Consider the following 13,634-nt stretch of genomic DNA (forward strand, 5'->3'; position numbering starts at 1 on the left):
AAGGATGATCTATATATCTTTTATTCCTGTTTCATGTGTAAATTTATCAGTGTTTTACTTGGTTCTCCACCAATTTCTCGAACTAATCTAGGAACCATGTAACCCGAAACCATTGTCAGCAATTCACGGATAATAGCGCAGGCACGTTGATCACTAACATAGAAATGTGCTGTTCCTTTTACTTTATCTAACAAATGAAGATAATAAGGTAAAATTCCAATATCAAATAAGGCGTTACTTAATTCTGCAAGCACAACTGAACTATCATTGATCTCTCGTAGTAGAACACTTTGATTTAATAAAGTCACCCCAGCAGATTTCAACATATACATACTATATTTAAGATCATCATTAATTTCTTTCATATGGTTAATATGAGTAACCAATAGAATTTGTAGTCGTGAATGTTCTAAACGTTTACACAATACTTTTGTAATACGTTTTGGGATTACTACCGGTAAGCGACTGTGTATACGCACCCTCTTAAGATGCGATATTTTCTCAAGTTTCGTGATTATCCAATCTAATTCATCATCTTTCGCCATTAATGGATCACCACCAGATATAATTACTTCATCTAGATCTAAGTCTTCTTGGATATATAGTATAGCTTTTTCCCAGTTATGTTTATTTCCCTTATTTAACTGATAAGGAAAATAACGCCTAAAACAATAACGACAATGTACTGCACAATTTCCTTTTACTAGAAATAACACTCGATTACGATATTTATGTAATAATCCTGGTACTATGCTGTTTTGTTCATTTAATGGATTCACATTATAGCCTGGTATATCAATATATTCCTGATCTGAGGTAATTACCTGTAGAAGAAGGGGATCCTTAGGATCACCTTTACGCATACGTTCAGCAAATGTACGAGGAATGCGTAAGGGAAAATCACCACTTCCGAAATGATTAATAGTTAAATAAGGGTGATATTTTAATGATAAAAATTGTAATAATTCATTATAATCAGTAATTACATCAACCAATTGATCTAACCATTCTTCATGAATGCAAGACTGATAGGTTGAAATATTGTTCATATTTATAGATGTCCAAATTATAAATAACAGAGGGTTTTATGGTAACTTATTTTAGCAATGACTTTCGTCCTGGTCTGAAAATAATATTTGAAGGCGAACCTTATACTATTGAGTCCAGCCAGTTTGTAAAACCTGGTAAGGGGCAAGCTTTTGTCCGTGTTAAGATGCGACGATTGCTTTCTGGTGCTCGAATAGAGAAGACATTGAAAGCCATAGAGTCAGTAGAAAGTGCTAACATTATTGAAACTAATTTGACTTACTTATATAGAGATGAATCTTACTTTTATTTTATGCATTCAAAAAACTTTGAGCAATACTCTATCCAAAAAGAAATCGTAGGAGATAAATATAAATGGTTACTTAAAAATATTGCATGTACTATTACTCTATGGAATGATATACCAATCCATCTAGTCCTACCAAAATTTGTGGAAATAGAAATTATAGATACTAGTCCTAGTCTAAAGGGAGACACTTCTAGTACTGGTAGCAAAACTGCAATACTCTCTACAGGAGCACGTATAAAGGTGCCTCTATTTATACAAATTGGTGAAATTATTAAAGTAGATACTCGTTCTAATTCCTATATTTCTAGGGTAAAATAATCTAGATCACTAGTATGTCTTTCAATATTCTAACTTTATGCCTATTTAGAACTCGCTATATCTAATTTCTTTTTACAGAATATATTTCTTCAATAAAGAAGTATTATATATTTAACCTTAATCCATTAAGTATTAGATTAAGACTTAACTGTCAATTAAAATATTTTTATCAACAAATATACTACTAATAACTATATGAATTTAATTATTATTCAATAGAAATTTTATGAATGTATCCTGAATAGAATCAGAATATTAGATGTCATCTAAAACTCCTTAATAAATAAATTTATTCTACAGTTATTCATTTATCTATATTTCTAATCTGAATATTATAAGATGAATATCTACTTATCTTACTTCACAGTCTAAACTTAATACATAATATCATGATGAATTCATTATCATATTGATACATATTTTAATATCATCTAATATATAATCTACAAAAATTGAATAGGTTAAAAACTAATATATTATCCTTGTCTTCTCCAATTAAAGATTCAATCTAGCCATATTTGCTATTTCTAAAAAATAAACATGTCACTAAAATAATAATTAGTAAAAACTAAATGATGAAATTAATTAACTGAATCTTATGAGAATTCTGCTTTCTTTGATTTACTTATTAATATCAATTCTATCTAATATCTTAGATATTAAACTAAAAAATGAATCATTACTTTGTACTTCTACAAATAATTAAGATATTGTCACATAAATCAGAATAAATGATTATAATTGTGAAAATAACTGTATTAGTGTTACATAAATCTACTTAATTTAAGATATCTATAATATTCACCTATTTGATCTATATAAAACAAAATATTCTACATGTTTTGAACTAATAGGACAGATATAACTACATAGAACCTAAATATACTAAATAGTTATTATCTCTTATTTTTATATTCTTTAAGAATCTTAATTCTTAAAATTTAGGTCTATCTCTTATCAATTTCTTCTAAAATCATTGTATTTACGTTAATTATTAAGATAATAAACGTTACTAAATCAGATCACTTGTTCTATACTCATAGTATATCTATTCTAGATACATAAAAATAAACTAATATTATCCTTAGCATAATCTAAAATATGTAATCTTAATATGATCTGTAAACCAACCAAACCAGAACAATGAAAAGATATAAACCTAATCAAGAAATACTTATGAGTAAAATAACTAGTCTCGTAATAAACGGGTTATGGAAAAAAAACTCAGCCTGTGTTCAGCTTCTTGGCCTATGCCCGTTACTGGCAGTAACATCAACTGCTACTAATGCTCTTGGTCTTGGTTTAGCTACCACATTTGTGTTAACCTGTACTAATAGCCTAATTTCCTTATCTCGTCGCTGGATTACCACTGAAATTCGTATTCCTATTTACGTGATTATTATCGCAGCAGTAGTGAGTTCTATGGAGATGCTGATTCAGGCTTATGCCTATAATCTGTATCAATCATTAGGAATCTTCATTCCACTAATTGTGACAAACTGTATAGTAGTTGGCCGTGCTGAAGCCATAGCTTCAAAAAAAAATATCATTTTATCAGCAATAGACGGTATGGCTATTGGTTTAGGAGCCACGAGCGTCATGGTTCTATTAGGCTCAATACGTGAAATTATCAGTAATGGCACTATATTCGATGGTGCAGATCAACTTCTTGGATCATGGGCTAAGATTATTCATATTCAAGTGATTAATTTTAATTGGCCCATGCTATTAGCTATGCTTCCACCAGGAGCCTTTATCGGGCTAGGAATGCTTCTATCAGTCAAACATCTCATTGATAAAAAGATAAAAACCATATTGTACAAAAAATATAATTTTAAAGAGTTTTTTAAAATGAAACGAGGAAAGACTTGAATCAAGACAAGCGCTATCAAATTATAGATAGGATAAAGGAGGGGATTCCAAATCCTATTATTACTTTACATTCTCTCTCACCTTTTGAATATCTTATTTCTATTATTCTTTCAGCTCAATCTAACGATCTTACTGTAAAAAAAGCTACAGATAGACTTTATATAGTTGCTAATACTCCTAATGCCATTCTAACATTAGGCTTAAAAACTTTACAAGAATATATTAAAACCATTGGCTTATATCATATTAAAGCTAAAAATATTATAGATACATGCCAGATTATAGTTGAAAAGCATAATGGAAATATTCCAGACAATAGAGAAGAATTAGAAAGACTACCTGGTGTAGGAAGAAAAACTGCTAACTTAGTTCTTAATACAGTTTTTGGTCATTCTACAATTGCTGTAGACAGGCATGTATTTCGTGTCTGTAACCGTACCGGTTTGGCAGTGGGAACCAATGTGAGAATAGTAGAAAATCTGCTGCTAGACTATATCCCCGAATTATTTAAAATTCACTTTCATCATTATTTAGTATTTCATGGACGCCATACTTGCATGGCACGTCAACCAAAATGCAACTCATGTATTATAGTTGATTTATGTGAATTTAGTAAAAAATGAATATTCCTCACTATGAAATGATAAACGAACAGAATTGATTACTCTTACTTCAATATTCGATCAAGTAGATAATTAAATTTAACAAGATACAGACAATTAATTCTAACTTCATCTTCAGTATGAAAAGCATAAAATTCAATAAAATAAACTATACACATAAAGTTAGATCTACAAAAATGATCATACTAAAGAATAAAATCTACACTAATTAGTATTGATTTGATAAATTAATTATTATATTAGAAAAGAGATATCTCAACCTTAGTTAAATACAAATGATTACTAATAAACAAGATAAGATGAGCTATCTAACTCCGAAAACATCTTCAGTCTATATCCAAGTTAATATAAGTACTTTCACCTTATCTATAATCAGGATAAAATAATCAAGTTTTCCCCTATTTTAACTATGAAAATTAAAAAATAAAAATATTTATTTAATATAAAACTCAAATTTATTATTCTCTTAATAAACTCAATAAAGTATCGATGTTCTATAAAAATTTATATTTTTAGATTATTAACTTCTCCTGATATAAGCTCTACTCAACATAACTACGAATCATATAATCAATTAACCAGATACTATTCGGGTTGTTCTTTCATCTTATAGACAAAAGTAGAAACTAGTGTAATTTCATATTTTTACATAAAACTTATCAATCAAGATTTTTTTTGTATTGCTATTTTTATAATTTCTGCGAATTCTTCGGATCGAAGAGATGCTCCACCCACTAACGCCCCATCAATATCCGGTTGAGAAAATAGTTCTTCTGCATTTTGACTGGTTACTGAACCACCATACTGGATGATAAGCTGATCAGCTATTATTTTATTTTTTTGCATAATATAATCACGAATAAATTTATGAAGCCTCTGGACCTGTTGAGGCGCCTCAGGTATTCCTGTCCCTATAGCCCAAACAGGTTCATATGCAATGACTGCGTTATAAAAAGCGTCTACCCCTTGTGAACAAAGAATCGCATCAATTTGACGAGTACAAATTTCTTTAGTTTTACCTTTTAATTTTTCTTGAGCTGTTTCACCAATACATAATATTGGAATTAGACCTATTTTTTTTAAAACAGAAAACTTCGTTGCAATAATTTCATCAGTTTCTTTATGCCAGATCCGGCGCTCAGAATGACCAATAATGACATACTGTGTTCCAATATCTTTTAGCATATAGGCTGAAATATCACCAGTAAACGCACCCGAAAGATGCACATCAACATTTTGTGCAGCTAGTGCAATTGGGCTATCATATAAAGCCCTTTTAGCTTGTTCAAGATAGATTACTGGAGGCGCAATAGCTGCTACACAATCTACAATACCATTCAATTGTTGACGTAAACCAAAAATTAACTGATTAACAGTATCTCTATTCCCGTTAAGCTTCCAGTTTCCCATTATAAATGGATAACGCACCTTTATCTCCATAATTAAAAAAATTCTAAACCCTTAATAAACCAAATACCCTATTTAATGCAATCTTTATTGAATTACTTAAATAATTACCTGATTATATAGTAATGATAGTCATTCAGTGAACATAAAAAAGTATTCTTTACTATCACATAAATGCTATTAATGTACACTCATTACAGTTTGACTAGATAAAAGTATCTTGTCTATTGTATTACAAAAAGTCCTTTAATTATCTTATAAGACCTAAAATTATGTTTGAAATTAATCCAATGTATAATCATATGCAAGATCTAATCAGACGCAACACTAGACTTAGAAAGCTCTTGCACTATAACTTAAAGAAAGAACGACTTCAAGAAGTCAGATTTGAATTAGAGCAATTAGGGATTTGGAAAAAAACCAATTATGCACAATCACTAGGAAAAGAACGCTCTTTTCTAGAAAGAAAAATCAAAATTTTAGATCAAATACAACAAGAAATAGAAGAAATTTCTATTTTATTTGAACTCGCAGTTGAAAATAAAAATCAAGAGGTTTTCTATGATGTTGTATCTCAACTAAAGGAACTAGAAAAAAAGATTATCGAACTAGAATTTCTAAGCATATTCTCAGGAGAACACCTGAGTGCAGATTGCTATATGGATATTCAAGCTGGCTCTGGTGGGACCGAAGCACAAGATTGGGCCAGAATGCTACTCCGCATGTACTTACGATGGGCTGAAATGAAAGGATTTAAGACCGAAGTGATTGAAGAATCTGGTGGCGAGATTGCTGGTATTAAATCTGCAACCATTAAGATTATTGGGGATTATGCATTTGGCTGGTTTCGTACTGAAACCGGAGTACATCGACTAGTTCGAAAAAGCCCTTTTGATGCCGGTCGACGTCGACACACATCATTTAGCTCTATTTTTATATATCCTGAAATCAATGATAATCTCGATATCGAAATTAATCATTCAGATCTTCGTATCGATGTATACCGATCTTCTGGCGCTGGCGGGCAACATGTTAATAAAACCGAGTCAGCAGTACGTATTACGCATTTACCAACCAATATTGTAGTACAGTGTCAGAGTGATCGATCTCAACATAAAAACAAAGATCAAGCATTTAAACAATTACGCGCCAAACTTTATGAATATAAAATACAAAAGAAAAAGATAGACCAAAAAATAGAAGAAAGCAATAAATCTGATATTGCCTGGGGAAACCAAATTCGATCCTATATACTAGATGACTCACGCATTAAAGATTTGCGTACTAATATTGAAACACGAAATACCCAGGAAATATTAGACGGACACCTTGATCTCTTTATTGAAGAAAATTTAAAAGCTGGTTTATAACAAGGAATACATATGTCTAATCCGAAACAGTCAGTGTCTCGAGAAAAACTTGATTTAAATGCAGAAACTAAATTACGTCGTGAAAAACTGTTATCTCTACAAAAAAATGGAATAGCATTCCCAAATAACTTTCGTCGCCTTCATATCTCTGAAGAACTACATACTGTGTTTGATAAAAAAACAAACATAGAAATAGCATCACTAAATCTAATAGTAACTGTTGCTGGTCGAATAATGATGCGACGTATTATGGGAAAATCCTCTTTCATAACCTTACAAGATTCAGGAGGTTGTATACAATTATATCTGTCGCGTGAGAATTTACCACATGGTTTTTATGAAAAACAATTTAAAAAATGGGATCTTGGAGATATTATCGGTGCTAAAGGTAAGCTGTTTAAAACTCAAACTAATGAACTATCAATCCACTGCACCGAACTAAACCTCCTAACTAAAGCAGTACGCCCTCTTCCAGATAAATTTCATGGATTAGCTGATCAGGAAACCTGCTATCGGCAGCGTTATCTAGATTTAATTACTAACCAAGATACACGAAATATTTTTAAAATACGCTCGCGTATTATCGAAGGAATACGAAAGTTTATGATTAATCATGACTTCTTAGAAGTAGAGACTCCCATGATGCATGTCAACCCGGGTGGAGCTTCTGCCCGTCCATTTACTACGCATCATAATTCTTTAAATCTTGATATGTATCTTCGTATTGCTCCTGAATTGTATCTTAAACGTCTAGTCGTAGGAGGGTTTGAACGTGTATTTGAAATTAATCGTAGCTTTCGTAATGAAGGATTATCACCACGGCATAATCCAGAGTTTACAATGCTAGAATTGTATATGGCATATGCTGACTACAAAGATCTTATGAAACTTATTGAAAACCTATTTTATACTTTATCAAAAGATATTTTAGGTAACACTACAATTTTATATGGAAGACATACGTTACACTTTGATAAACCTTTCCACAAACTAACAATGAAAGAAGCAATTGTACAATACCATCCTCAAATAAATCTATTGAATCTTGATAACTTTCATCAAACATTAGAAATTGCTCAATCACTAGAAATTCAAATTAACCCACTCTGGGGTCTAGGACGACTAATAAATGAAATTTTTGAAAAAACAGCAGAAATCAATCTAATTGAACCTACTTTTATTACTGAGTATCCAACAGAAATATCACCTCTTGCACGTCGTAATGATTTTAACCCAGAAATCACTGATCGCTTTGAACTTTTTATTAGTGGGCGTGAAATCGGAAATGGATTCTCAGAACTTAATGATTCAGAAGATCAAAAAGAACGATTTCTACAGCAGCGGAATCATAAAGATGAAGAAGAATATAGTACAAAATCATTTTATGATGAAGATTATATTACTGCACTAGAGTATGGATTACCACCCACAGCAGGATTAGGAATCGGAATTGATCGCTTAGTCATGTTGTTTACAAACCGACATACAATTCGTGACGTAATCTTATTTCCACTTCTTCGTCCGGATAGCAAATAAAGAGAACTCTCTATAAGACTACAATTTTACATATATAAATATATTACACATGGTGGAAATTTTACAAATGAAATACGTTGAATCTTAATTAAATCTTAAATTTATTTAAATCTAATTTACATAAGTTTATTCAATCTAACCTCAAAATACATCTCTCTATCCAATACCCTTGTAATAGATAAAAGGTGCCTTATTTAAACAAGGCCCCTTACAACTATGTTATAATATTTCATACGACAGATTCATACCATATAAGAATCAAATCATACTAACTGATTCTACTTCTTCTCACTTGTGTTATATTATTTTTATAAAATTACAAAATATTCAAGGTAGAATAGAATATACATATTCTATAATATTAAATATAAAATAATAAATTCCATGAGGAATATATAAGAAATATCGATAATATTAATCAACAGTATCAAATTCTAAAAAACTTTTAACTAAATCATCAATCTCTTTAATCTGTACTAAAAATGGTTCAAGCTTATCAAGAGGTAGAGCTGAAGAGCCGTCACATTTAGCGTAAGAAGGATTAGGATGCGATTCAATAAATAGCCCTGCAATACCAACAGCAATACCGGCTCGAGCCAGTTCACTAAGCTGAGAACGACGCCCACTAGAGTTCATACTAGTTGCATTGCGATATTGAAGTGCATGTGTTACGTCAAAAATCACTGGACTATTTTTAGATACCTGTTTCATAACTCTAAAACCTAACATATCTGTAATTAAGTTATCATAGCCAAAACTCGTACCACGTTCACAAAGAATAATTTTATCATTACCTCCTTGAGAAAACTTTTCGATAATATGCCCCATTTGGCTTGGACTCATAAATTGAGGTTTTTTAATATTAATCACAGAATCAGTTTGTGCCATAGAGTGGATTAAATCAGTTTGACGTGCGAGAAAAGCAGGTAACTGAAGTATATCTACTACCTGAGACACAAGTCGTACTTGATTTACTTCGTGCACATCTGTCATAACTTGAACCTTAAATCTCTGTTTAATTTCCTCAAAAATTTTCATACTCTTGTCAAAACCTAAACCACGATATGAATGAATAGAGGAACGATTCGCCTTATCAAAAGAAGCCTTAAATACATAAGGGATACCAAGTTTTTCAGTTATAGTAATATAATGTTCACAAACTCTCATCGCGATATCTCGTGATTCTAGAACATTCATACCACCAAATAGCACAGCAGGTAAATTATTAGCTACCTGAATATTACCAATATTAACTATTTTATGTTTCATATTATAACCTTTTTAAAATTAAACCGAGTAGAACGTTATCTAGTCATTTTCATAATATTAAGAAGAAGGCTACCATTTAAGCATAAGCGTTAAATTGATAAGATTAATAAAAATAAATAAAAATATTATCTATCCTATATAGATTGAGTACATATATAAAATATAATATAGATATTGATTGATATAAATATCATTTTTAAAAATAAATAAAATATAAAAAATAAACTATATTATTCAGTACTAAACTATATCATATACTATAACATGAGAGTAATTTAGATAATCATTGCAGGATATGAAAATAATTTAGACTTTTACTAGATAGTGATAAAATTCTTCTAAAGAAAATGATGAATTAGATTATTTTTCTGAAATACTGAGTTACTACTCATATATTTAATGCATCACAATACTTAGATTCTTCTTATGAATCTCACTAAACTAGTAAGAATATAAGTATATTATTACAGATGGAAAAAAGTTATTCATTCAACTCGTCTTAATAAAAAGTAATATCGTATTGATAATAAAAACTTATATGAACTAATGAGCCTATCTACTAGCTTGCAATGAATTTTAATTATTTAATAATCTATAAAAGAAACTGCTATAATGAATTGCATAATATAACAGTCGTAATTTATAAATACCAGAAACTGTATATAATCTCGTTAATATATACCAAGTTCATAATCATTAGTACTATTTACATACTATCTATTATGAATTAGCAATTAACTCTCACTAAAATTCTAATTTATTAAAATTCTTCATTTTTCTCTGTGTCATCACTTACATCCTCATTCGTATAAGAACTAAAATTATAATAAACATATATTTTATAAGAACTTATATATTAATATGTAAATATATTGATTAAAAACATTCAATTAAAATATAATTTTCAAGGAGTTCTTTAATGCCACATAACACCTTACTTCAGAGATTAAAAAAAAGAGGTTTAATTCTACAAGTTACACATGAAAAGATTTTAGAACAACAATTAGAGAAGAAAGCTATTTCTCTTTATTGTGGATTTGATCCAACTTCTGATAGCCTACATATAGGACATCTGATACCATTAATATGTTTACAGCATTTTCAAACAGCAGGTCATAAACCAATAGTACTTCTTGGCGGTGCAACTGGATTAATTGGTGATCCAAGCTTTAAAGAAGATGAACGAACACTTCATACTAAAGAAACTATTAATAGATGGACAGAAAAGATTAATCTACAACTCATGTTATTTCTAGATTTTAACTATAACAGTAATAGTGCCATGACTACTAATAACTATGAATGGTTTGGTTCGATGAACACACTAAATTTCCTACGTGATATTGGAAAACATTTCTCAATTAATCAGATGTTAGTCAAAGACGCAGTAAGTCAGCGCCTAAATCGACATAGTCAAGGGATTTCATTTACTGAATTCTCTTATAATCTATTACAGAGCTATGATTTTTCTTATCTTAACAAGAGTCACAGTGTAATATTACAGATTGGTGGATCAGATCAGTGGGGTAATATTGTCTCTGGTATTAATTTAACTCGACGCCTAAATAAAAATCAAGTATTTGGTCTAACTTTACCACTTCTTACTAAATTTGATGGAAGTAAATTTGGTAAAACCACCAAAGGAACTATTTGGCTTGATCCAAAAAAAACCAGTCCGTATAAATTCTATCAGTTTTGGTTAAATACAGCTGATTCTGACGTTTATCGTTTTCTAAGATTTTTAACCTGCATGAATATTGAGGAAATTGATAAACTTGAAGAAGAAGATAAAAATAGTAGTCGAGCACCAGTTGCGCAAGGTTTATTAGCAAATAAAGTTACTAAATTAGTTCATGGTGAAAACGGACTTCTTTCTGCAAAACGTATCACTAACAGTTTATTCTCAGGAAATGCAGCAGATCTTACAAAAGAGGACCTAAAACAACTTTCACAAGATGGAATAAACAATACTCAACTAGAAATTGGCCAAGATTTGAAACAGGCACTTGTGAACACTGATCTAGCTACTTCTCGCAGTCATGCTCGAAATTTAATTATAACTAAATCAATCAAGATTAATGGGTCTCTGCAAATTAATAGTGAGTATATTTTTTGTAAAACAGATCAGCTATTTGGAAGATATACAATTCTCCAATGTGGAAAAAGAAACTATGCCCTAATCAATTGGAAACAGTTGTGAATAATATAGTAATATTCAGATATAATCTTCATAAGAAGACATGATTATGCAGGTAACAAGTAAAACTTAAATTTTTTAAAAAATGATATTACTAAAATAGATAAAATTAAATACATTATTGATGCACAATGACCAATAACTAAATTATGTCAATTTTCTATAATTCCACTTTATCATAAAAATTAAATATAGACAACTTATGTGATAGATAGAGAATATACAGATACCAAATCTAAAGATTAAAAATCTACTTTTTTATTCAATAAAGTAAAGTATTCATAATAATACAAACATATTAAATATTAAAATATATTAACATAATTTTTTAAAACATTAGAATTTTATATCAAAATTCTATATATTTATATTATAAGATTATAAATCTATATCTGATTTCATCAGATAAGAGTCTTATTCTATATTATATTAATACAAAATATCTGTAAACAAGAATTAATCTAAAAGAAGTACCATTAAATTTATCTAATAAGCTATTATATAATAAGGATAGGATGTGATCCTGGGTTAAAATATCAATCTAATCATCACATTAGATCAATAGAATTTATAATTTTTAGTCAAAATAACTATTTTATTACAAATATTAAATAAAATATATAAATAAAATTCATTTTGATCTAATTTATAAAACTAAATGCTATATAATCATATTATCTATATAGATAAGTTATAAAAAGTATTTCCTATCAGAATCTATAGAAAGCACATCAAGATTTATATAATCAAAAGATAAGTTAATGAACAATTCAATTAATTCATCTCCAATAAAATAAGAAAAGTAATAAAAATATATAACAAATATATATAATCAGTGCTCCTGAATCTAGATTTATCTATTTTAATTACTTAATTCCAAAAAATTTGTGATCCAACCACTTCTTGTAAAAGAAGTGTCAGAATATACACGCAATATGTTAAATTTATTTATAATAAATTTATGTTTTTAACAAGACACTCAAAGAAAAATACTTAAAACAATATATACAAGCTATATATTGTATATAAAACGTAGTTACATCAAATCTATTGTATAAAGACTGTATTGAATAAAGATCAACCTAACTAATTTTTTAAAATTACTATAATCTATCTATTTGTTGAAATCATTAAAAAATTCTGCATTTAATGCAAAATAACTACTACAAACTTATAGAACTCATTAATAAAGATTCTGTATTGTAAAAATCTTGAATGTAACAACTAAAAACATATTACATTGCCTATTATTAAGTATTTTATAAAACACACTACCAATGCTTCTTACTAAGCGTAAGATTTAAGTTACCGAAAAATCTAACGATTCTTTCTTTTTTATAGCCTCTTAACTTCTTTAGCCTCTATATGACCAGAGAACTCCATAACTATAAATGCCAATTCTAATTCTTATAAAACCTTTTAAAAAGATAACAAAATTTTATATACTATTTATTAGTTAATTATACGCATAATGATGATGATATCGTTTATAAAATAATGTTTTCAGAGCCATTCTGTAAATAACTTATTTAATTCAGGATGCCTTTTCTGATAACATCAATAAATATTTTATAGAAGATCATGAGATTATCGAAAATATAATCTAACTTTCAACAATCGAAAATTATGAACTAATATGTAATCATAGTAGTATTAAATCTAAATATATCATCATGATAGCATAACAATTCGCATTAATCACAATT

At 29.1% G+C, this 13,634-nt stretch carries 9 protein-coding genes; 6 read left to right on the forward strand and 3 right to left on the reverse strand.

The window, feature by feature from the left end:
• Nucleotides 1-20 precede the first annotated feature (20 nt).
• Nucleotides 21-1,049, reverse strand: a complete 1,029-nt coding sequence (epmB, locus tag ERCIPICE3303_RS01895) for an EF-P beta-lysylation protein EpmB (RefSeq protein ID WP_157991041.1) — start codon at nt 1,047-1,049, stop codon at nt 21-23.
• A gap of 38 nt (nt 1,050-1,087) precedes the next feature.
• Here epmB and efp point away from each other — a divergent pair, with 38 nt between their 5' ends.
• From efp to nth, 3 genes are all read left to right on the forward strand, one after another.
• Complete coding sequence (efp, locus tag ERCIPICE3303_RS01900) at nt 1,088-1,654, forward strand: elongation factor P (RefSeq protein WP_157991042.1); 567 nt, start codon at nt 1,088-1,090, stop codon at nt 1,652-1,654.
• Between the two features lie 1,176 nt (nt 1,655-2,830).
• The gene (locus tag ERCIPICE3303_RS01905; protein WP_157991043.1) at nt 2,831-3,526 is read left to right on the forward strand and encodes an electron transport complex subunit E; all 696 of its coding nucleotides are present in this window, start codon (nt 2,831-2,833) and stop codon (nt 3,524-3,526) included.
• Nucleotides 3,523-4,149: an endonuclease III gene (gene nth / locus ERCIPICE3303_RS01910; protein ID WP_157991044.1), complete on the forward strand. Its 627-nt coding sequence runs from the start codon at nt 3,523-3,525 to the stop codon at nt 4,147-4,149. The genes ERCIPICE3303_RS01905 and nth overlap by 4 nt, the downstream gene beginning before the upstream one ends.
• A 663-nt stretch (nt 4,150-4,812) precedes the next feature.
• On the opposite strand, the gene tpiA is transcribed toward nth, so the two are convergent.
• On the reverse strand, nt 4,813-5,577 hold the full coding sequence (gene tpiA, locus ERCIPICE3303_RS01915; RefSeq protein ID WP_157991045.1) for a triose-phosphate isomerase: 765 nt from the start codon (nt 5,575-5,577) through the stop codon (nt 4,813-4,815).
• 251 nt (nt 5,578-5,828) lie between these two features.
• Here tpiA and prfB point away from each other — a divergent pair, with 251 nt between their 5' ends.
• Both prfB and lysS read left to right on the forward strand, forming a co-directional pair.
• A complete protein-coding gene (gene prfB / locus ERCIPICE3303_RS01920; RefSeq protein WP_157991046.1) occupies nt 5,829-6,926 on the forward strand; it encodes a peptide chain release factor 2 in 1,098 nt (365 codons plus the stop codon).
• A gap of 12 nt (nt 6,927-6,938) precedes the next feature.
• Nucleotides 6,939-8,462 (forward strand): lysine--tRNA ligase, encoded by a 1,524-nt coding sequence (gene lysS / locus ERCIPICE3303_RS01925; RefSeq protein ID WP_157991047.1) that lies wholly within the window; start codon nt 6,939-6,941, stop codon nt 8,460-8,462.
• Nucleotides 8,463-8,876: 414 nt separating this feature from the next.
• Here the strand turns inward: lysS and kdsA are convergent, their stop codons facing one another.
• Nucleotides 8,877-9,731, reverse strand: a complete 855-nt coding sequence (kdsA, locus tag ERCIPICE3303_RS01930; RefSeq protein WP_157991048.1) for a 3-deoxy-8-phosphooctulonate synthase — start codon at nt 9,729-9,731, stop codon at nt 8,877-8,879.
• Nucleotides 9,732-10,650: 919 nt separating this feature from the next.
• Here kdsA and tyrS point away from each other — a divergent pair.
• Nucleotides 10,651-11,931 carry a tyrosine--tRNA ligase gene (gene tyrS / locus ERCIPICE3303_RS01935; protein ID WP_157991049.1) on the forward strand — a complete coding sequence of 427 codons (1,281 nt, stop codon included), beginning with the start codon at nt 10,651-10,653 and terminating at the stop codon, nt 11,929-11,931.
• The last annotated feature ends 1,703 nt before the right edge of the window (nt 11,932-13,634 follow it).

The sequence above is a fragment of the Candidatus Erwinia haradaeae genome, from assembly GCF_900699015.1.
GTDB lineage: Bacteria > Pseudomonadota > Gammaproteobacteria > Enterobacterales > Enterobacteriaceae > Erwinia_E > Erwinia_E haradaeae_E.

Excerpts from the sequence above, each read along its gene's own strand:
- epmB (WP_157991041.1), bottom strand. The coding sequence starts at position 1,049 with ATGAACAATATTTCAACCTATCAGTCTTGCATTCATGAAGAATGGTTA.
- efp (WP_157991042.1), top strand. The coding sequence starts at position 1,088 with ATGGTAACTTATTTTAGCAATGACTTTCGTCCTGGTCTGAAAATAATA.
- ERCIPICE3303_RS01905 (WP_157991043.1), top strand. The coding sequence starts at position 2,831 with ATGAGTAAAATAACTAGTCTCGTAATAAACGGGTTATGGAAAAAAAAC.
- prfB (WP_157991046.1), top strand. The coding sequence starts at position 5,829 with ATGTTTGAAATTAATCCAATGTATAATCATATGCAAGATCTAATCAGA.
- lysS (WP_157991047.1), top strand. The coding sequence starts at position 6,939 with ATGTCTAATCCGAAACAGTCAGTGTCTCGAGAAAAACTTGATTTAAAT.
- kdsA (WP_157991048.1), bottom strand. The coding sequence starts at position 9,731 with ATGAAACATAAAATAGTTAATATTGGTAATATTCAGGTAGCTAATAAT.
- tyrS (WP_157991049.1), top strand. The coding sequence starts at position 10,651 with ATGCCACATAACACCTTACTTCAGAGATTAAAAAAAAGAGGTTTAATT.